This is a genomic window from Pseudomonas sp. LBUM1641 (assembly GCF_059716235.1).
The window spans coordinates 366,162-385,097 of sequence record NZ_CP166815.1 but is presented as its reverse complement, the minus strand read 5'-3'; the positions used below and the strand labels follow the sequence as shown (position 1 = coordinate 385,097).

20 protein-coding genes and 1 tRNA gene are annotated in these 18,936 nt (G+C 56.5%); 13 read left to right on the top strand and 8 right to left on the bottom strand.

Going from position 1 to position 18,936, the window contains the following annotated elements; genetic code table 11:
- The first annotated feature begins 307 nt into the window (after positions 1-307).
- The 6 genes from ACA046_RS01770 (at position 308) to ACA046_RS01745 (ending at position 4,771) form a co-directional block, all read left to right on the top strand.
- Positions 308-1,081, top strand: a complete 774-nt coding sequence (locus tag ACA046_RS01770; RefSeq protein WP_017478155.1) for an ABC transporter ATP-binding protein — start codon at positions 308-310, stop codon at positions 1,079-1,081.
- 13 nt (positions 1,082-1,094) lie between these two features.
- A complete protein-coding gene (locus ACA046_RS01765) occupies positions 1,095-1,847 on the top strand; it encodes an ABC transporter substrate-binding protein (protein WP_063033521.1) in 753 nt (250 codons plus the stop codon).
- Between the two features lie 73 nt (positions 1,848-1,920).
- Entirely contained in the window at positions 1,921-2,616 is a 696-nt protein-coding gene (locus ACA046_RS01760; RefSeq protein ID WP_034117272.1) for an ABC transporter permease, read from the top strand.
- Positions 2,613-3,344 carry an ABC transporter permease gene (locus ACA046_RS01755; protein ID WP_017478153.1) on the top strand — a complete coding sequence of 244 codons (732 nt, stop codon included), beginning with the start codon at positions 2,613-2,615 and terminating at the stop codon, positions 3,342-3,344. The genes ACA046_RS01760 and ACA046_RS01755 overlap by 4 nt, the downstream gene beginning before the upstream one ends.
- Positions 3,325-4,539, top strand: coding sequence for a methyltransferase (locus tag ACA046_RS01750; protein WP_497675807.1), 1,215 nt, complete (start codon positions 3,325-3,327; stop codon positions 4,537-4,539). The genes ACA046_RS01755 and ACA046_RS01750 overlap by 20 nt, the downstream gene beginning before the upstream one ends.
- Positions 4,540-4,564: 25 nt before the next feature.
- Entirely contained in the window at positions 4,565-4,771 is a 207-nt protein-coding gene (locus tag ACA046_RS01745) for a hypothetical protein (protein WP_497675806.1), read from the top strand.
- 10 nt (positions 4,772-4,781) lie between these two features.
- Here the strand turns inward: ACA046_RS01745 and bcsQ are convergent, their stop codons facing one another.
- A complete protein-coding gene (gene bcsQ / locus ACA046_RS01740) occupies positions 4,782-5,723 on the bottom strand; it encodes a cellulose biosynthesis protein BcsQ (RefSeq protein ID WP_497675805.1) in 942 nt (313 codons plus the stop codon).
- A 370-nt stretch (positions 5,724-6,093) separates the two neighbouring features.
- On the opposite strand from bcsQ, the gene ACA046_RS01735 reads away from it, so the two are divergent.
- On the top strand, positions 6,094-6,324 hold the full coding sequence (locus ACA046_RS01735) for a DUF2790 domain-containing protein (protein ID WP_497675804.1): 231 nt from the start codon (positions 6,094-6,096) through the stop codon (positions 6,322-6,324).
- Between the two features lie 55 nt (positions 6,325-6,379).
- Here ACA046_RS01735 and ACA046_RS01730 read toward each other — a convergent pair whose 3' ends face one another.
- Positions 6,380-6,790, bottom strand: a complete 411-nt coding sequence (locus tag ACA046_RS01730) for a hypothetical protein (RefSeq protein WP_497675803.1) — start codon at positions 6,788-6,790, stop codon at positions 6,380-6,382.
- A 226-nt stretch (positions 6,791-7,016) separates the two neighbouring features.
- Here ACA046_RS01730 and ACA046_RS01725 point away from each other — a divergent pair.
- From ACA046_RS01725 to ACA046_RS01700, 6 genes are all read left to right on the top strand, one after another.
- Positions 7,017-7,092 (top strand) — tRNA-Thr (locus ACA046_RS01725).
- A 93-nt stretch (positions 7,093-7,185) separates the two neighbouring features.
- The gene (locus ACA046_RS01720; protein ID WP_497675802.1) at positions 7,186-7,779 is read left to right on the top strand and encodes a hypothetical protein; all 594 of its coding nucleotides are present in this window, start codon (positions 7,186-7,188) and stop codon (positions 7,777-7,779) included.
- 479 nt (positions 7,780-8,258) lie between these two features.
- Complete coding sequence (locus tag ACA046_RS01715; RefSeq protein ID WP_497675801.1) at positions 8,259-8,615, top strand: hypothetical protein; 357 nt, start codon at positions 8,259-8,261, stop codon at positions 8,613-8,615.
- 816 nt (positions 8,616-9,431) lie between these two features.
- The gene (locus ACA046_RS01710) at positions 9,432-10,721 is read left to right on the top strand and encodes a DNA methyltransferase (protein ID WP_497675800.1); all 1,290 of its coding nucleotides are present in this window, start codon (positions 9,432-9,434) and stop codon (positions 10,719-10,721) included.
- Positions 10,722-10,734: 13 nt separating this feature from the next.
- Positions 10,735-11,784 carry a DUF262 domain-containing protein gene (locus tag ACA046_RS01705; protein ID WP_497675799.1) on the top strand — a complete coding sequence of 350 codons (1,050 nt, stop codon included), beginning with the start codon at positions 10,735-10,737 and terminating at the stop codon, positions 11,782-11,784.
- A gap of 3 nt (positions 11,785-11,787) precedes the next feature.
- On the top strand, positions 11,788-12,438 hold the full coding sequence (locus ACA046_RS01700) for a hypothetical protein (RefSeq protein WP_497675798.1): 651 nt from the start codon (positions 11,788-11,790) through the stop codon (positions 12,436-12,438).
- A 158-nt stretch (positions 12,439-12,596) separates the two neighbouring features.
- On the opposite strand, the gene ACA046_RS01695 is transcribed toward ACA046_RS01700, so the two are convergent.
- The 6 genes from ACA046_RS01695 to ACA046_RS01670 are packed head-to-tail and all read right to left on the bottom strand — an operon-like array spanning position 12,597 to position 18,935.
- Positions 12,597-13,568, bottom strand: a complete 972-nt coding sequence (locus ACA046_RS01695) for a hypothetical protein (protein WP_497675797.1) — start codon at positions 13,566-13,568, stop codon at positions 12,597-12,599.
- Positions 13,541-14,245: a hypothetical protein gene (locus ACA046_RS01690; protein WP_497675796.1), complete on the bottom strand. Its 705-nt coding sequence runs from the start codon at positions 14,243-14,245 to the stop codon at positions 13,541-13,543. The genes ACA046_RS01695 and ACA046_RS01690 overlap by 28 nt, the downstream gene beginning before the upstream one ends.
- Positions 14,242-14,793, bottom strand: a complete 552-nt coding sequence (locus ACA046_RS01685) for a baseplate complex protein (protein WP_497675795.1) — start codon at positions 14,791-14,793, stop codon at positions 14,242-14,244. The genes ACA046_RS01690 and ACA046_RS01685 overlap by 4 nt, the downstream gene beginning before the upstream one ends.
- Positions 14,790-15,722, bottom strand: coding sequence for a hypothetical protein (locus tag ACA046_RS01680; RefSeq protein ID WP_497675794.1), 933 nt, complete (start codon positions 15,720-15,722; stop codon positions 14,790-14,792). Before ACA046_RS01680 ends, ACA046_RS01685 begins: the two co-directional genes overlap by 4 nt.
- The gene (locus ACA046_RS01675; RefSeq protein ID WP_497675793.1) at positions 15,715-16,353 is read right to left on the bottom strand and encodes a hypothetical protein; all 639 of its coding nucleotides are present in this window, start codon (positions 16,351-16,353) and stop codon (positions 15,715-15,717) included. The genes ACA046_RS01680 and ACA046_RS01675 overlap by 8 nt, the downstream gene beginning before the upstream one ends.
- A 2-nt stretch (positions 16,354-16,355) precedes the next feature.
- A complete protein-coding gene (locus ACA046_RS01670) occupies positions 16,356-18,935 on the bottom strand; it encodes a phage tail-collar fiber domain-containing protein (RefSeq protein WP_497675792.1) in 2,580 nt (859 codons plus the stop codon).
- Position 18,936: the final 1 nt, after the last annotated feature.

Genomic DNA, 18,936 nt, shown 5'->3' with positions numbered 1-18,936 from the left:
AAATTGTGCGTGACGCTCCATTACAGGGCTGATAAGGACCGTTCGCCGGTTTAACCCTTCCAACACCCGGCCAAAGCTGGCACCATCGCGCCTTTTTTTACGCGAAGCCTGTAGGAATCGGGGTTCAAACGGCTGTTCGGTTGTTGATGGCGCGACACACTGCTGTGCCGATGCGACACCCTGCCGCACACCGTCTGTTTACCGCCTGCAGGGCTGTTGGCTGTCATCCAAACGCTATGCTAGCTTGGCGCCTCGCCAGGAAGGCGGGCCAACAGCAGGAGCGCAATGAACACAATGAGGACCGCACATGGCTGAGGCCACGCCCGCGCTTGAAATCCGCAACTTGCATAAACGCTATGGTGAGCTGGAGGTGCTTAAAGGTATCTCGCTGACCGCCCGCGACGGCGATGTGATCTCGATCCTGGGTTCCTCCGGTTCCGGCAAGTCCACGTTCCTGCGCTGCATCAACCTGCTGGAAAACCCGCACCAGGGGCAAATCCTGGTGGCCGGTGAAGAACTCAAACTGAAGGCCGCAAAAAACGGCGAGCTGGTAGCCGCCGACGGCAAACAGATCAACCGCCTGCGCAGCGAAATCGGTTTTGTGTTTCAAAACTTTAACCTGTGGCCGCACATGAGCGTCCTCGACAACATCATCGAGGCGCCGCGCCGGGTGCTCGGCCAGAGCAAGGCCGAAGCCATTGAAATCGCCGAAGCCTTGCTGGCTAAGGTCGGCATCAGCGACAAGCGCCACGCCTACCCCGCGCAATTGTCCGGCGGCCAGCAGCAACGCGCCGCGATCGCCCGCACCCTGGCGATGCAGCCCAAAGTCATCCTGTTCGACGAGCCGACATCGGCCCTTGACCCGGAAATGGTTCAGGAAGTACTTAATGTGATCCGCGCACTGGCCGAAGAAGGCCGCACCATGCTGCTGGTCACCCATGAAATGGGCTTCGCCCGTCAGGTGTCCAGTGAAGTGGTGTTCCTGCACCAGGGCCTGGTCGAAGAGCAAGGATCGCCACAGCAGGTGTTTGAAAACCCGCTTTCGGCGCGCTGCAAACAATTCATGTCCAGCAACCGCTAACGGAGCAACATGCATGCAGAACTATAAAAAATTCCTCCTGGCTGCCGCCGTTTCGATGGCGTTCAGCGCCACGGCGATGGCCGAGACCTTGAAAATGGGGATCGAAGCGGCTTACCCGCCGTTCAACAATAAAGATGCCAGCGGTAACGTCGTCGGCTTCGACAAGGACATCGGCGACGCCCTGTGCGCCAAGATGAAAGTCGAGAAGTGCGAAGTGTATGTCTCGGACTGGGACGGCATCATCCCGGCCCTGAACGCCAAGAAGTTCGACTTCCTGGTCTCCTCGCTGTCCATTACCGATGAACGCAAGCAGGCCGTCGACTTCACCGACCCGTACTACTCCAACAAGCTGCAGTTCATCGCGCCTAAAGCCACCAAAGACTTCAAGACCGACGCGGACTACCTGAAGGGCAAGATCATCGGTGCTCAACGCGCGACGCTGGCCGGTACCTACCTGGAAGACAAGCTGCCGGACACCACCGCCAAGCTCTACGACACCCAGGAAAACGCCTACCTCGACCTGACTTCCGGCCGCCTGGACGGGATGCTCGCCGACAAGTACGTGCAGTACGAGTGGCTGAAAAGCAAAGACGGCTCCGCCTACGAATTCAAGGGCGACCCGGTGGTAGAGAGCGACAAGATCGGTATCGCCGTACGCAAAGGCGACCCACTGCGCGAGCGCTTGAACAAAGCCCTGGCAGAAATCAAAGCCGACGGCACCTACAAGAAGATCAACGACAAGTACTTCCCTTTCAGTATCGAGTGATCCTGAATTGCCTGCCCGGCGCGCTCGCTTGAGTGCGCCGGTCCTTAGCAATGCCTTGCGAAACGACTAAACCATGAATTTCGACCTCTACGGATTCGGCCCGGCGCTTGCCGCTGGCGCGCTGATGACCGTCAAGCTGGCGCTCACCGCCCTGTGCCTCGGGCTGGTGCTCGGCCTGGCCGGTGCCCTGGCCAAGACTTCCCCGTACAAGCCGCTGCAATGGCTTGGCGGCGCGTACTCCACCCTGGTTCGCGGCATTCCGGAACTGCTGTGGGTACTGCTGATTTACTTCGGCACGGTCAATTTGATGCGTGCCCTCGGGGAGTTTTTCGGCAACCCCGACCTGTCCCTCAGCGCCTTCGCCGCCGGCGTCATTGCCCTCGGCCTGTGCTTTGGCGCCTACGCCACGGAAGTGTTCCGCGGCGCGATCCTGGCCATTCCCAAGGGCCACCGTGAAGCCGGTGTCGCACTGGGCTTGTCGAAGTTCCGGATCTTCACCCGGTTGATCATGCCGCAGATGTGGCGCATCGCCCTACCGGGCCTGGGCAACCTGTTCATGATTCTGATGAAGGACACCGCACTGGTCTCGGTGATCGGCCTGGAAGAAATCATGCGCCACGCGCAGATCGGCGTGACCGTCACCAAGCAGCCCTTCACCTTCTTTATGGTCGCGGCCTTCATGTATCTGGGCCTCACCGTCCTGGCGATGACCGGCATGCACTTCCTGGAAAAACGTGCCGCGCGCGGCTTTGCGAGGAGCACGCAATGAGTGGCGACTACAGCTGGCTGTCGCATTTCGACCTCGGCCTTAACTGGGCCGTAATCATCAAGTGGCTGCCCCGGTTGGCCCAGGGCGCAACCCTGACCCTGGAACTGGTGGCCATCGCCGTGATCGCCGGCCTGCTGCTGGCAATCCCGTTGGGCATCGCGCGTTCTTCGCGCCTGTGGTACGTGCGCACCCTGCCCTACTGCTACATCTTTTTCTTCCGTGGCACGCCGCTGCTGGTGCAATTGTTCCTGGTGTATTACGGCCTGGCGCAGTTCGACGCCGTACGTGAAAGCTTCATGTGGCCGTACCTGCGGGACCCGTTCTGGTGCGCCACCGCCACCATGACCCTGCACACCGCCGCCTACATCGCCGAGATCCTGCGCGGCGCTATCCAGGCCATCCCGCCGGGTGAAATCGAAGCAGCGCGGGCGCTGGGCATGTCCAAGCCCAAGGCGCTGTTCTACATCATCCTGCCCCGTGCGGCGCGCATCGGCCTGCCGGCCTACAGCAACGAAGTGATTCTGATGCTCAAGGCGAGCGCCCTGGCCAGTACCGTGACCTTGCTGGAACTGACCGGCATGGCCCGCACGATCATTGCCCGCACCTACTTGCCGGTGGAAATCTTCTTCGCTGCCGGCCTGTTCTACCTGCTGATGTCCTACGTCCTGGTGCGCTTCTTCAAGCTGCTGGAACGCTGGTTGCGGGTTGATGCCTGCCAAGGGCGCTGACGCCATGTTGACGGGTGAGCAGTTGCTCGCCCGCTTCCAGGCACTGGACGCGTTCCTCACCGAGCATCAAGGGCTGTGGCGACCACGGCCCTTTACCCATCTGCAATTGCCGTGGGAAGCCCAGCATCCCGAGCTGGCCAACTGGCTGCGCGGACGCTCACTGGCTGAGGCGGAAAGCAGCCATAACCAACCTCATAACCTGCCGGCGCCCGCGCCGTTTCCCGAGCTGGCGGCCCAGTCGCTGAATCTCGGTGCTGTGGATAACTTACCGTCCACTGCGCTACCGGCCGCCCACCACCGCTTAAACGTCGATGTTCCCGGCCGCAAATGGCAACAGATAGAAGCCTTCGGCGCGGCCCTGCAATTCTCTAGAACACCCCTGCACTGGCTCGACTGGTGCGCCGGCAAGGGCCACCTCGGCCGCCGCCTGCTGCAACCCGGGCAGCAACTGACCTGCCTGGAATATGACCCGGCACTGATCGCTTCAGGGCAAGCCCTCAGCGAACACCATCAATTGCCCGTCACCCATCGCCTGCAAGACGTGATGGCCGACGTGCAGATCAGCCGCGACCAAACTCCGGTCGCGCTGCATGCGTGCGGCGACTTGCATGTACGCCTGCTCCAACTGGCCAGCGCCGCCGGCTGCCAGCAACTGGCTGTGGCGCCCTGCTGCTACAACCGCATCCGCGCCGAGGAATATCAACCGCTGTCGCTTGCGGCCCAGGCTTCATCACTACGTTTATCAGTGGAAGACCTCGGCCTGCCGCTGAGCGAAACCGTCACCGCAGGTGCGCGCGTACGCCAGCAGCGCGATACGTCGATGGCCAGGCGTTTGGGCTTTGATGTGCTGCAGCGGCAACTGCGCGGTAGCGACGAGTACCTGCCGACCCCGTCATTGCCTGCAAGCTGGCTGACCAAGCCGTTCGCCGACTACTGCCGGGAACTGGCGGTGCTCAAGGGATTATCCACAGGTGAACAGGATTGGTCGGCCCTGGAGGCCCAAGGCTGGCAGCGCTTGGCCCACGTGCGAAACCTGGAATTGCTGCGTGGTTTGTTTCGGCGCCCGCTGGAACTATGGCTGGTACTGGACCGAGCATTGTTGCTCGAAGAAAACGGCTACAGGGTTCAAGTCGGCAGCTTCTGCGAAACACCATTGACCCCGCGTAACCTGATGCTGCTCGCCGAGCGCGATTAAAGGGCATTTTGTCGCAGCGCGCCCTGTGGATAAGTCTGTTGATGGAATTCTGCTGCGAGCCCTGGCGGCAAGCTTTACAGGGCAAAATGCTGACTGGTCATTTTTTGTTCACAAAATAAAACGCACGCAAAACAGGCAGTTGCAGCGTGATGAGAACGGCTCCGCAAAATTGCTGTTTCGTGACAGGTTGAACCAACCGATTGTGCATAAGCATCTGGCCCTAGCGGCATAACCCGGTCTTTTCAGCGGGCAATCAACAGGCGGCAAAGCTCGTTGATATCGTCACAGGCCATGCTGGCGGCTTCGCTATCCAGCGGGTCGCTGCCGAAGGCCAGGGCTTCGCTGATCGCCGAATCCCGGTGCACCACTTCCAACAGGTTTTCACCCAGGCGCTTCTTGAACACCTCGACCATGTCGAGGCTGAAGCCGGAGGTCTCATCAAGCTGGTTGATCACGAAGTGGCACCGCAGCGCCGGCTGACGACCCATATGTGGCGCCAGCAACTGCTCCATTTGCCCCAGAGTGCCAAGGGACGCCGCATCCGCCTGGGCGATAACCAGCACCACATCGGCCACGTTCAGTGCCTGATGCAGGTAAACGTTGTTGCCCGCCGGGGTGTCGATGATCACCGTGTCCTGCTCGCTCAGACCGAGGGCCGAGAGGTGCTGCGCCAACCACTGCGGTTCCTGCTTGAGCCAACGCTGCAGGTCTTCCTGCTGACGGATATCGGATTCGCCAAAAGTGATCACCTGGCAACCGGCGAAGCCCGAATGAAGGATCTGGCTCCAGCGCTCGTTCTGCAGGCTGGTGCGCCCGATGCCGGGCAAGGTGTGGCTCAGGCCGAAGTGATGATAGAGAGCGTTTTGCGGGTCCAGGTCCAGCGCCACCACCGGCCGCCCCAGGCGCTGCAAACCGCTGCTCAGCGCCGTGGCCAGGGTGCTGCGGCCAACGCCGCCATTGACGGACACCAGCGCCACCACATTCGCACGGACGGTCGCGGCTTCGCGGGACTGCTCGTTGGCACAGGGGGAATGCCGGGGGAACGACGCGCCGCTGCCCATGTTGAGACTGGTGCTGTCGTCGATGGGCATGTCTTCGAAGAATTGCAGCATCGAATCCATTCCCTGGACATCATTGGCAGTTGTCTTATTAAACAACTCAAAAAGTTCATCAGTACGGCTCATCGCCAACACTCCATCACGACGCATCTTAAAGACGTGAAAGGTCAGCTGTACTGATGCTTACCGCAGGTCTTTTTGTGGGCGCCTTTGTGTACGCATTCTGTGACAAAGGAATGAAAGTGTCATTATTTTGGTGTTTCTGAAGAAATCTTTACGACGAGCGGCAAATGGTCAATTTAATGACTGCCCTCGCCGGATCGGAACACTCTGCAAATACCTCTAATGGCGGTGCTCGTGTATCAAGTTGTATGAAATCCACCGCCTATACATGCCGAAGCAAAACCCCGAGGTGCATGACACAGGCCGGATACCTCCCAGGCGCTCAATAGGCTCCAACGCAACACACTCCTATTGAACCTCAGAGGACACCACCATGAACCGGAACACCCTCATCGCCAGCGGCTTGTTTGCCTTGCTCAACATCGCCGCCTTCTCGGCCCAGGCCAGCCCCAAGCTGGATATTCAGCAAGTGCTGTCGACCGTCGACGATGGCGGCGCGGCGTGCGGCGTGGTGAATGCGCGGATGACGTACCTGGATTCCCATGGGCAGAAGCAGGTGTTTGAGTACATGAAGTTTGCGGATTCGTGTAGCGCAGGCAGCTAACGGTGAGAGCAGCAAACCTGTGGTTAGGGAGTTTGGCCCTTACCACCGGCGCGGTTTAACCTCTGATACGGTGCTCGGTGAACTCATAATCCTCCTGGCAATCGCCAGTCGGGCCCGCCGTCACACTCACGTAGTGAACCGTGTCCGTGTCGAGCATCTTGTAGGTGTAGATATCCGGCGTACGCACACCGTCCGTTCTCAACTCATTCTTGCCATTGACCGCAGACCAAGTGCCGCTCTCGGTTTGAATCGACTGGGTTTGCTGCGCATCACGGAAAAACGTGATGGTGAAGCGGCCGTCAGGCTTGAAGTTGTTTTTCCAGGACAGGAACTGGCACTTGCCGCTTTCTGCACGCAGGCCTTTCCATTGGCCGACGAGGGCAGGGTCGTTGGCCGGCTTGTTGGCGGCGCAGCCACCGAGAGTGGCGGCCAGCAGGGTAATAGCCAGGGAGATATTCCGTTTCATGTGATGCTTTCCTCTATTCATCCTTGGGTCGCCCTCAGCAGGGTCGACGAAAGGACCTCATCTTGCCGCTACGCAAGCGGCTTTTCCAGGGGACCAGCGCATGGAATTTGCGGTGTTGGGGCGGTTGAAACGAAGCCAGGCAGAGAAAACCCAGGCGATTGCAAAAATAGTCAGAATTCAGGGGTTTACAGAAGCTTGCCAATCGCTATAATCGTCGCCCTAACACGCCGGTATAGCTCAGTTGGTAGAGCAACTGACTTGTAATCAGTAGGTCCCGGGTTCGACTCCTGGTGCCGGCACCATTTAAAATCAAAGGCTTGCAGCGATGCAGGCCTTTGTTTTTTGCGTCATACGTAACAAGCCACGTAACAATGACCCCGAACGGGAGTAGCACCATGGATTGGATGCAGTTTGTGGCCGCACTGACTTCCTCTTTGGCTTGGCCAATTGCAGTGATTGTTGTGCTTTTGTCGTTCAAGCGTCACATCACTCGGCTTCTGCCAAAAATCCGCAGCCTCAAGTATGGCGACCTCCAGATCGATCTTGAAGAACAACTGAAGGCAGTCCAGGCGGACTTGACTACCAAAGCTAGCGATTCAGATGCCCTGATCACCCCGCCGATATCCTCTATCGCAGCTCAATTAGCTGCTACCGCCCCCCGGGCTGCCATCCTGCATTCTTGGTTTGAAGTTGAATCCGCGCTCAATCTGTTGCTTGCGAGGCGGGGCATGCAGTTTGCGGCCAAATACGACCGTCCCAGCTACAAGATGAAGATTCTACAAAAGCAGGGGCTTATCGATGATTTGACCTACTCGACTTTTGTGCGGCTGGCCAAGGTTAGAAACGATGCAGCTCACCTAACCGATAGGCAACTCGACACTGACGACGCACTGTCCATGTCAGCGTCTTGCGCATGGCTGATAGAGAGGCTTCAAGTAGCTACGCCGCCAGCCACCGAAAGCAACGAGAGTTTCGCGGATGATCTTTAAAGCCGGCGAGCATACCCCGCCAAGTTGAACGCCGCCGAACTGTGTCCACGCATCAAGTGTCACCCCCTACGACACACGGGAATTTTTTTCCGGTGCACCCATCAAAAGTGCGTAAGAAGTGTAAGTGAGATTTTTTATCTATCTCTATCCCTTATATTTCAATAGCTTAGAACAATCTCTAAACCGTAAGTAGACTGTCAGATCAGTGTCGGCGCCGAACAGTTCGTGACTGTAAGTGAGGTCGACCGCAACCTACTGTTTCTAAAGGGTTTTTTTAAGTCGCTTTCCTGACTTACACTTTTTGACGACATGACTGTAAGTGACGCCCCCCAATGAATCCGGGGCTTTTCAGGCGTTTCTCGACCCGCTGACGCCACTTACGTGTCAGGAGGGGGTGTACCTGGAAAAAGTTTTCAGCAGCCGTTCAGGCACGCCCCACCAGACTGCTCTCGCCTCGTGACTTTAATCCGGAGAACACCATGACAAAGCCCAGCTCAGTCGCTCCCCTTCCAAAAATTGAAGTCATCAAGAAAGGCGCCCTGTGGGAGGTCCATTGGGACTACCAGGAAGGACCGGCCAGCCTGATTCTGTTCAACCGCGCTGACTACCTGCGGGGCTATATAGATGGTGCGCTGGACATCCTTGGGATTGATCCCAATTGCGTGTGCTGCGCCAGTGGCGTGACCGGCACGGTAAAAAGACTGACTCAACATCAGGCCGACACACTTTATGGCGCATTGAACCAGTTGCTGGTCCCGTTGGTAGAAGCGGAATTCGCCCGCCTGGAACGCCTCGGTACCCTTCCTCATGTACGCGGCGCCGCTGCAAAAGTTTGAAACCCCTCTCCCCCATGTAATCAGCCTGCCAGGCCCAGCCGGCGGGCAACTCCCTGCATAGCCTGAGACACGCCCTGTACCTGCAATGACGTGCACTTTCGACGGGTTGCGATTCTGAAAACCGCTTGGTTCGAATATTTTAAAATTTTCGACCCAATGAAACCGGGGCTTCCAGCCCTGCCCCGTTCATGGTCGTCTGTTGCATCGTTGTGCAACCGCACTGCACTTCTCTTCAAAACTTTGCAATCTGTGAAACTGCCGGTCGCCCGCAGAGCGCCCCGGCCCGCCTGGGCTGCCGGTTCGTTTGCACTACATCCGGGTTTGCACAAAAAAAGGACGCTAACCCCGTCGGCGGGAGGGGGATAAGTGGTTTTTCTTTCAAATTTTATTTCATCAGCCCCATCGGGGCTGAATCGCAGCGTTAGCCCTAGACGTCGAAAAATTGATTGGATGTGCTGCAACGGCACCGCTGACGCTCCTAGGCGATACGTTATAGGGGCGGTTGGATACCCAGCTCGGACTGCGGCGTAGCCGCGTAGTGTAAGGACCATGAGCGGAAGAGAGGGGGCACTTGACGAGGAACTCTCTTGGGTTTGTGTCCGATAGACTCAGCCAGTAGGATCTACCAAATCTTCAGAAAGCATTAGGCAGATAGTCACTGGAAGGTGATTCGGGAAGCACCTCCAGACCGGCAGGATTTCTCAGCTTCAGGCTACGGAAAGCCGTATTTTTGCGCCCAGCAAAGGCTAGGGGAGAAGCGAGCATACTGCTAAAATGTTAGTTGACTAGCCTGAAGCACATAATGTGGAGTGTTACTTGTTTGATTCATTAGTTATCAACTCGCCGAAACGGAGGGTAAATATTCCGACGAAATTAAAGGAGTTTTTTCCTTATTACGCCGGTTTTCCCGAATCGTTTGCAAGTGCAGTGATCGACTCCGCCCAGCTTAATCCTGGCTCAATAGTCTTTGATCCGTGGAACGGCAGTGGCACTACTACATCTGCAGCTATTAAGCTTGGGCACCACGCTTACGGCATTGACTTGAATCCGGTAATGGTAATTGTTGCGCGCGCTCGCAATCTTCCTAGCACCTCCGTAGCGCACTTAGAGTCCCTAGCAGAAGAAACCTTCAAACTAACTCAGCCAGATTACAGCGCATTAGAAGACAATGATCCTCTTTTGCAATGGTTTGACTTCGAAACCACTTTAAATATACGAAGCATTGAGAAAAGAATTAGAAATATAGCTCCTTCAGGCAACCCGTTAGATGAGACAATAAAGTTTAACCAATACTCATGCGTAATTTCAAACCTATACGTAGCAATGTTCATTGCAATACGAAAATTTATAAAACCATTTCGATCAACAAATCCTACCTGGCTTCGAGTACCCAAAAAGGTCGAAGACAGAGTCCACGTAACGTTAGACATGCTCAAAGATGAACTGAATTTACAAGTCATCCAGATTGCGTCCAATTTAAGAGCATCGAACAGAGAAGAACTAGTCACACTCAAATCGAATATAGTTGTGGGCGACTCTACAAAATTCTCAAAAAAGAATTTTGCCGACTTCATATTAACCTCTCCACCATATTGCACCCGACTTGATTACACTGCTGCAACTCGTATTGAGCTTGCACTCATTCATCCATCATTGAAAATTAGCCGTGAGATGTTGAGCAAGAGCATGATTGGATCCACAAAAGTTCCTGAAACGCTGGTCCTTCCAAGGAACCAGTGGGGTTCAACATGCAACGACTTTATCGAAACTTTAAAAGCACATCACTCTAAAGCATCTAGCGGTTACTATTACAAAACTCATATTGATTATTTTGACAAAATGTACAGATCCATGCAGTCCCTCTCAAATAGCTTGAAGAAAAATTGCAACGCCGTGATTGTTGTACAGGACTCGTACTATAAAAATCTCCATAACGACCTGCCAAAAATTCTGATCGAAATGGCATCGAATTTTAAACTTGAACTTCGACGAAAAGATGATTTTGCACAACGCAATTCGCTATCTGGGATAAATGCCAAATCAAAGACCTATGGTGGAGCGAAAGGCGCCATAGAATCAGTGATTTGCTTACATAAAATTAGCTAAAAAGGACTAAGCAATGAAAGCCAATGCCTCACCCATATCAGTTGCAGATTATTGCAGCGCGATGCAGGATAAGAAGATCATAGTCAACTCCGACTACCAGCGAAAGGATGGTCTGTGGAATGCACCAGCGAGATCTTTTTTCATAGAATCAATATTGTTGGAATATCCAATTCCAAAAATGTTCGTATATGCAAAACTAGACTTGCTTACAAGGGCGGTTGTTAAGGAGATTGTAGATGGACAACAGCGCAGTCAAGCACTCATGCTTTTCTATGAAAATAAACTAGCGCTTTCCAAAAACATTGAGACCGAAGAGCTTAGAGGGATGAAGTACAATAAACTCTCGGATGAGTGGAAAACTAAATTCCTGTCTTATCAGCTTCCTGTCGATCAATTTTCCGGTGTTCCTGAAGACGAAGTTCGAGAAGCATTTCGGCGTATGAATGCAAACAATGTTCCGTTGAACGCAGAGGAACAGAGAAACGCTCGGTATCAAGGTGACTTCAAATGGTTCATAAACCGGACCGCTGAACTGTACAAGGAAAAACTTCTAGCCCTTGGCCTGCTATCTCGCAGAGATTTAATAAGGATGACAGACCTACGCCTTTACGCTGAAATTGCTTTAACTTTAGATGAGGGATTTATTACTGTAAAAGGCGCGCAACTGGACAAACTTTATAAAAAATATAATGCCGACTTTGAAAATGCACCGATATTTGAAGAAAAAATTCGACGTGGTGTAGATTTCTTTATAGAGAACGAAGCCCTCCATCAGGCCGTGCTTCTTCGAATGCATGTTTTCCAGTCAATAGTCATGGCTGCCATATCGCTAGATCATGATGAAAAATACGAAGCGAAAGCTATCGAAGCGCACCCCGAGATTGTAGCTGCGGTAAACCAGCATACTTATGACTTAGAAACCCTCGTTTCATCTCTCCAAGAACCAGAAGATTTTCCTGCGTTAAGCGATTTTATTAAAGCATGTTCAGAGGCAACCAATACTGCTTCAGCGCGAGCGACACGCTTCCTGTATTTTAAAACAGCATTAGGCCAACTGGTATAAATCATGCGCGCCTCTATGAATCTAGGACGATTAAATGACGCTGCGCAATACCGATTAGAAAGATTACATCGACTGCACAACAATTTGGCTACGCTCAAGCCCTCTGAACAGAGCCAGCAGTTGGCGTATATAGCCTTAGAGCTAGATAATTTAAATATCGGTGCGCTAAGAGAATTCACCATTAGCACAGTACGTGGTGCAAAAACTACGAAAGGGCATAAAGTATCTGTTAGCAATTTACTCGGTCCCGAGGAAGAGATTGGAGCATATATCCTCTCGGTTCTAAATACAGTAAAGTTTCAAAAAATGAGAAACCCTATAAAAATCAAACGAACAGATGAGCCAACTGTAAGAGACCCAAAGGAAACAGAAAAAATACTAATGGCCGCAGGGGCGAGCAATTTAAACTCGTTGCAAAATGCCTTAGCTCTAAACTCGAACTTATTTCGAGACTTGAAATACGTGCGTCATTTTTATGCTCACCGATGTAAGGATACTTACCTTAAGGCTTGCTCAGGCTGCGCATCAATAGGTCCGAAAAGCCCTAAACACCCAGATGACATATTGCGCCATGTTGTTACAGGAAGGGCGCAGTCAGTAATAGAGCAGTGGATTAGTGAAGCAAAATTATTTTATCATCTTTTAACTGAATGAACTTATCTCCTTTAAAGCCTCGGCGAGCCAGAACAGCCTGAGCTCGCCGCTTAGCTTTTGCGACTTAGTAAATACTCGCGGGCCACCAACAGTACTTTAAACAGTTACGTAACGTACTTTTATACATACCCCCAAGCAGCACTAAACTGCTAAAAAACTTAGGAAGTTATTGGCCTCAACTGCTGAACAAGCGACACGGCAATGTCAGCATTAGCTATAAATTCCCCTGCATTCACCGGTGCCGGTGTTGGTCCATGTGTATGGCTTGCAAGTTGGACATTCATCTGCTGCACCAGGTCGAGCAAATCACACAGCACCTGCAGCACGTTCACCCCTTCGGATCCCAACCAGGTCTTGGGCGCCACAAGCCGCTGGCTCACCGCCGCCACGCTTTTACGCAGGCCCTGAATCCTTTCCTCCATGTCGCCACCCACCGTGGCGTTGTGCTTCTGCCCCACTACCAGGTTCAAGTCTCGCCCGGTCGCCTGATGCAGATCATCCACCGCTGCCAGGCTTGCAGATCCGCCCGACAGCAGCTTGAGCGCGCCCAGGGCTTCAAGCGTCTTAATGCCCCCTACCGACTCGGTTGAATGGTCGTCCACGGTCCTGGTATGGCTCTGGAACCTCTCGGTGTTGCCCATCGCCTCCACTTCCCGCTCGATCGCCTTGTCCAGGATCTTGCCGTCGGTTTGGCGCAGCCAATTGCCCTCGGCGTCGACACGCTGCTGACATGCCTCGCTGTGCTGCCACACCTGGTCACCCTTCGGGACGCTGGGCATGCTCAGGCCGTGGGGCAGAATGGTTTGGATATAGGGCTTGTTCGGCAGGCCGTAGGCAAAGCACACCACAACCTGGGTGCCTTCCTCGGGGAACGCGTAGATGCCCATTTCCTCACCACCGGTGGGCAGCGGTAAAGGTACACCGGCCAGGATCGGCAGCTTGGTATCTGGCTCGCCGTCCGACCCCATGACCTCGATGTCGACCGCATAGCGTGGCCGGAAGTCGTCGCAAATCCCGGCACCGGAGGGCGCATCAGCCACGGCAACAACCCGGGCAAAGCGTGGCAGGTGGTAACCGCCGGTGAGTTCGGGGAATTGTCGTTCTACGCTGCGGCGGATTGCGTCGTCCATCGGATGGCCATCTGGTTGTCGATGAGCGCCACACTGGTGATGCGCCCGCCGTGGTTGATCGTTGCACCTGGTCGCAACCCGGGAAGGGCTGCGATCATCGCGCTCTGGTTGCCCTGGTAATCGTCGAACAGTTCCACCGGCAGCTGCAGCGGCGAGCGAACGCCGAAGAAGCTGTCGGCCCAACTGCCCACGAACACTTCTCCGTCACCCTGTTGCTGCCAGATGAAGTCGGGGATGTTGAAAACCCGGGCCAGGCTGTCCATGGCTTGATAGCCGGCAGCCAGGCTGTAGAAAAACGGCGCCTTGACGCTGGCATACGGCTGTTCCGGGACGCGAAAGCGCAAACCGGTGTGCTTGCCGATCTCGACCAGGACGGCGCGCAGGTCGACGTGACGCAGGTTCAGCGGCAGCGGGTTGGCCAGGATCGCGGCTAGCTCGCGACAGAACAGCACCTGCTGGGTGCTGCTGGCGGTGCTGCTGCGCTCGACGTAGCCAATGAAGTGTCGCTGCAGCGTGCTGCCGTTGTAGCCGATATCGAGTGTCACCAGCCCCTTGACCGGCGCCGTAGCCTGGATCGTGAACGTCGCCCGGCCTGGGCTCTTCGCATCCAGCCGGACTTCGTTTTTGACCAGGACATAAGGCACCCCGCTAATGGTCAATTCCTTGTGCAGCTTCATGGATTGGGACTCCCGCCTAACCAGGTATCCACCTTTTTCAGCGTGGCTTCAAAGCCGGTCAGCTCTTCGGGGCCACCAGGCGTGTCGCCGCCGGTACCGCCACCGCCGACTGCCCCGCCGGGGCCAGACTGTGCTGTCACTGCGTTGCCCGATCGCCGCCCTTCGACTTTCTCAGGGTTGGAGAGCTTTTCGGTCAGGGTGAACTGGATCAGCCAGCCGCGCAGGTTGTCGTCTTCCCGGGCGCTGACGCCTTCGGTGAACGTCACCTGGCGCATGCCGAACGCGGCAGCGGTGTCGTTGACGATGCGGTATGTCTTGAGCTGGCCACCGCCTTCGGTCGCTTCCACTAGGCGCATCAGGTCGCGCAATTGCACCTGGTCAACAAACGGAATCATCAGGCTGACGGTCAGGGTTTTGGGCTTGAAACCCTTGTGCCCCTTGTCGGTGTTGCTGGTCTGGCCTGACAGATCGTCGCTTTCAATGCGCAGGTTGCCGGTGACTTTGAGGTTCTTACCGCGCACCTCTTGCCCGTCGAGTAGAAGCGTCATAGGCCCACCAGTTCACGAACAAAGCTCAGGCCCTGCTCAGATCCCACCAGCAGCGCGCCGGCACACAACACCCACTCATGCCCCGGGGCGTCACCGGCCAGCAGCCGGCGGCTCAGCTCGGTAGCGTTGCCCGGGCCGATCAGCCGCGCGCGCATGCTGCTGTCAGGGTTGCCATCAGCCAGCAGGGCTTTCAGATCTGCCAACTGCTTGTCACGGCCCTGTTGCTGCGCGACCTTGCGGTTGGCCAGGGCCGAGAGGTCGGCCATGGGCGAACTGTCGGCGGCGTAGCTCTCCAGGACGGCGATCTGTCCGGCCATGGATTGCTGCGCCGCCTTAACTACTGTGCAGCGCTCGAGGGGCAGATCCTGCCAGCGCGGCAACGCGCCGGCGGTGGGGATCTCCCACTTTTCCGTCTCCAGCTTTGACAGGTGCCGCGCTCGGCGCTCGGCGCGCACCAGGTCAGGCATCGGCAGCAAGGCATTGAACCGCGCCAGGCTCTCGGCCAACTGATCAAAGCGAGTGGCCAGGAACATCAGGCATAGGGCGTACTGTTGGCCATCGGGCCGGCCTGTATCGCTCACGTCGACCAGCTTGCTGGCCAGCTGCTGCAGCATGTTCGGTGCAGACAGAAAACGCTGGTAGCCGCGGCCCTGCCCAATGCCACTTTGAAACGGCGTCACCACCAGACAGGCCGGCGCCTCGCCCATCTGGTCGGCGAGCGCGGCACGACCTGCAGCGATCGCGCCCTGGGCAGCACCACCGACCGGCCCCGGACTGGTACTGGTCTTGCCACTCAAATCAGCCAAGCGTTTAGCCGTGCTGGCCAGCTCGCCGCCGGCCAGGCCCTGGGCGGCTGACAATTGCCCCATCCATTCGGTGGCCTGCGCGGGCCAGCGCATTGTCACAGGTGCCCAATTCGCGTCAGGCATTGGGCAGTACCAGGGCAGGTAATTCGGACACCAGCTCGGCGCTGGTCGGTGTCTTGCGCTTGTTCTGCTCGATGGCGGCCAACTGCTCATAGCAGTAGGCCCAGCACAACGAGCGCCAGGTGCGGAACGCCAACCCATCCGCCTGAAACTTCGGTACCGACGGTTCATCCGCGTAGGTGATCACGTCCTTCAGGTCGCTGTAGCCGGACGCTTTCGCCGTTCTGTCGAGGAACATCTGGACGCTGGCCACGTACTCGGATTTGCGCTGCTCCCAGGTCAAAGGCGGCGGGTCGACGGCCACGGGCCGGCCCTTCACCGCTTGAATGACTTTTCCCATAGCCTGGGCGGCAAACAACGATTGGTACTCGCCCAGGGTAATTTCCAACAGCTCGCCGGCAGGTGGCAGGCTGCAGCCCGGGTTGGAAACCTCGACCAGGGGCGGTACGGCTTTCGGGTCTTTCACTTTGATCGTCGGGGCCTTGTCCTTCGAGCCTTCGGCGCCCATCCAGCTGGGATCCGGGACACTGATCATCGGGTGTTTCCAGGTCGGGTCGGCTACCAGCAAGGTGCGCTCGCCGTGGGCGCGTGTGTCGTAAAAGCCTGCGGTTGTGGCGTGAAAAAATATGCTCATGATTAGTAGCCGGTGGCCTCCCAATAGATTTCATCTGGTGAGTTGAAGGGGCCAGAAATAACCGAGAACTGGGCATTGCTGACTATCAGGGTGTTAGTGCCGGTGGCAACGTCCGAATAAAAAAGGCTTGTTCGGGATGCAACCAGGGACACGCAACGGTTAGGAAAAGCGATTGGGAAACTACGGTGCGTCACCGAGTCAGAGGCGCCCAAGGTCATGCCCCACTGCCGGATCAGGCCGGTCTGTGCACACTTCCACCAGCCGTTAGGGCTAAGGGATGCCGTATTCTTGAAGACTGCCCCGGGAACATCGGGCGTGGCCTGGGGAAGGTTGGTCAAGCCTGCCGCGTTACCGCTGTACATACCTGACACATGCAAGTTGCCGCCTTCAGTGAGCGTCAGCGCACCGTTGGTACCTCCGACATGCATGACCACGCTTGCCGGTGTAGTGGAGCCACCGCCAGCCCAAACATCCATGGATGCCAAGTGACGGTCGGTCCAGTTGGTTGCCTTCCATATTAAGTAGGCGTTGCCGTTGTCAGGGCAGTCGACCTGTACAGCCGGCGAGCGCGAACGCCAGTCAACAAACGCGCCCGCCATTGCACGAAAATCGAACCGCGCCGTTCCCGTCAGATAACCGCCACTGAGCGGTAACTTTGAGTTATCCGCGATCGCGATGTTGGCGGTGCCGTCGAACGACACACCGTTAATCAGTCGAGGCGTGGTTAGCTTGGTAGCGGTAGCGGCATTACCCGACACAGCAATGTCGTAGGTGCCGCTCAATCGGGCCCTGGGCAATGTTCCCAGGGTCAGCGCATTGGCGTTCAAACCCGTCAACTGCCCGCCATCGCCGAAATATGAGCCTTTGACGGTCAGGTGCCCCGCACCGTCCAGAGTGAACGCTGCAACGGTTCCGCCGACATGCATGACCACGGATGGAAGTGAGGCTGCAGTGCCGCCGGCATACACCTCCATTGCAGCCAAGTGTCGCTCGCTCCAATTGGTACCCTTCCACACGGAATAAGCGGCGCCGTTGGACGCGCAATCAATCTGGATCGCGGTTTGGCGCTCCTGCCAACTGACAAATGATCCGCCGATCATGGGCACGTTGAATCGCACGCCGCCGGTCAGCGTCCCGCCGCTCAGTGGCAACTTGGAGCCGTCGCCAATCGCGATGTTTTGGGTACCGTCGAACGCCACGCCGTTGATCAGGCGGGCCGTTTCCAAACGGGTGGCCGTACCAGCATTGCCGGTGACCTGGATGTCATAGGAGCCGGACAGGTTTACCCGGGGCACCGTTCCTGCAGTAAGGGCGCCGGCGTTGAGGTTAACCAGTCCGCCACCGTCGCCAGATAGTTTCCCGGTAATAGCCACGCCGGCGTCAGAAACACGCACGCCGTTGCCGTAGATATACCCATCAGTGCCCAAGCCCATGAACAGGGTTTTAAAGCCGGTAGACGAGCCGTAACCGCCGATGCTGCCCACGATGTTGCCGCCGGACGTGAACGTCATCCCACGCGCCCAGGCGCTGCCGAAATAATTGCCGGCGGCGTAGACCACATCACCGATCATCGTGCCGCCAGTCAGCGGCAGTTTGGTGGCGTCCTGCACCGTGATGTCTTGGGTACCGTCGAAGGGCACACCGTTGATAGCGCGGGGGTTGGCCAGCTTGGTGGCGGACCCCGACCGTAAGTCAGGGTAATGGCCCACCTTGGCGGCGAAGTGATCCACCAGCGGGCCGTCGATTGGCGCAATCGTGCGCAGATCGTTGATCTGGTTCGCGTTCACCAGGTGCGCCAAGGGAATGCAGTAGTGCCAGGAACCGTCAGTGTCCAGGTAGTCGACTTGGTTGGGATCAAAAACCACTTTCCAACTGGCCTGCACGTCGTTCAACTCACGGCGCAATGACACATGCAGCCACACCGGTGCCGGTACCGCCGGCGGCGCGATCGGCAAGGCGCTGGCCAGCTCCACGCGGATGCCTTCGATGTAGGCCAACCCAGGCTTGAGTTGATACCCAGCCCCAACCTTTTCCACCTGCAGGCCGCTACGGTAGAAACAGGCTCGACCGAATACGTCGCGGTTGCTCATGCGCTCGCGCTCGTCCAGGCCCTTTAGGCGCACGGTGAAGTCATGCTGCCAAGTGCTGGCATCAATGGTGATGCCGGTCAGCGCCTGGGCCCCGTCGAAAACCACCAGGATATTGCGGGTAACGTTGTTGCCCAGCTGCAGCGGCGGAATGTTCTTTCGCTTTTGCTGCACAGGCACGTAGGCCACGGCGAGCAATACATTCTCGACGGTTTCCAGGCCGATCCAGTTCCAATCAAAGTCGCCGACATCGCTGCCCAACATCGAGCTGTAAACCACCTGGTTGGGGTTCACAAAGCCGATGTTCTGTTTCGGGATCGAGTAGGTGTGGACGATCTGCGCCGCCGGCGGTTTACCGGCTGCGCGGTCGACCGGAGCATTTGGGTTCAGGCCTGGCACGTTGGCGAAGACAAAGCGCACGACATCGAGGCGCTGCTGTGCGCCTGTTTTTTGGGCGATCAGGCTTTCACCTGCAAGGGTAATACTGGCTCCCATG

What these genes read in the sequence shown, in the direction of transcription:
- ACA046_RS01770 (WP_017478155.1), top strand. Translation starts at nt 308, where the DNA reads ATGGCTGAGGCCACGCCCGCGCTTGAAATCCGCAACTTGCATAAACGC.
- ACA046_RS01765 (WP_063033521.1), top strand. Translation starts at nt 1,095, where the DNA reads ATGCAGAACTATAAAAAATTCCTCCTGGCTGCCGCCGTTTCGATGGCG.
- ACA046_RS01760 (WP_034117272.1), top strand. Translation starts at nt 1,921, where the DNA reads ATGAATTTCGACCTCTACGGATTCGGCCCGGCGCTTGCCGCTGGCGCG.
- ACA046_RS01755 (WP_017478153.1), top strand. Translation starts at nt 2,613, where the DNA reads ATGAGTGGCGACTACAGCTGGCTGTCGCATTTCGACCTCGGCCTTAAC.
- ACA046_RS01750 (WP_497675807.1), top strand. Translation starts at nt 3,325, where the DNA reads ATGCCTGCCAAGGGCGCTGACGCCATGTTGACGGGTGAGCAGTTGCTC.
- bcsQ (WP_497675805.1), bottom strand. Translation starts at nt 5,723, where the DNA reads ATGAGCCGTACTGATGAACTTTTTGAGTTGTTTAATAAGACAACTGCC.
- ACA046_RS01735 (WP_497675804.1), top strand. Translation starts at nt 6,094, where the DNA reads ATGAACCGGAACACCCTCATCGCCAGCGGCTTGTTTGCCTTGCTCAAC.
- ACA046_RS01730 (WP_497675803.1), bottom strand. Translation starts at nt 6,790, where the DNA reads ATGAAACGGAATATCTCCCTGGCTATTACCCTGCTGGCCGCCACTCTC.
- ACA046_RS01720 (WP_497675802.1), top strand. Translation starts at nt 7,186, where the DNA reads ATGGATTGGATGCAGTTTGTGGCCGCACTGACTTCCTCTTTGGCTTGG.
- ACA046_RS01715 (WP_497675801.1), top strand. Translation starts at nt 8,259, where the DNA reads ATGACAAAGCCCAGCTCAGTCGCTCCCCTTCCAAAAATTGAAGTCATC.
- ACA046_RS01705 (WP_497675799.1), top strand. Translation starts at nt 10,735, where the DNA reads ATGAAAGCCAATGCCTCACCCATATCAGTTGCAGATTATTGCAGCGCG.
- ACA046_RS01700 (WP_497675798.1), top strand. Translation starts at nt 11,788, where the DNA reads ATGCGCGCCTCTATGAATCTAGGACGATTAAATGACGCTGCGCAATAC.
- ACA046_RS01695 (WP_497675797.1), bottom strand. Translation starts at nt 13,568, where the DNA reads ATGGACGACGCAATCCGCCGCAGCGTAGAACGACAATTCCCCGAACTC.
- ACA046_RS01690 (WP_497675796.1), bottom strand. Translation starts at nt 14,245, where the DNA reads ATGAAGCTGCACAAGGAATTGACCATTAGCGGGGTGCCTTATGTCCTG.
- ACA046_RS01685 (WP_497675795.1), bottom strand. Translation starts at nt 14,793, where the DNA reads ATGACGCTTCTACTCGACGGGCAAGAGGTGCGCGGTAAGAACCTCAAA.
- ACA046_RS01680 (WP_497675794.1), bottom strand. Translation starts at nt 15,722, where the DNA reads ATGCCTGACGCGAATTGGGCACCTGTGACAATGCGCTGGCCCGCGCAG.
- ACA046_RS01675 (WP_497675793.1), bottom strand. Translation starts at nt 16,353, where the DNA reads ATGAGCATATTTTTTCACGCCACAACCGCAGGCTTTTACGACACACGC.
- ACA046_RS01670 (WP_497675792.1), bottom strand. Translation starts at nt 18,935, where the DNA reads ATGGGAGCCAGTATTACCCTTGCAGGTGAAAGCCTGATCGCCCAAAAA.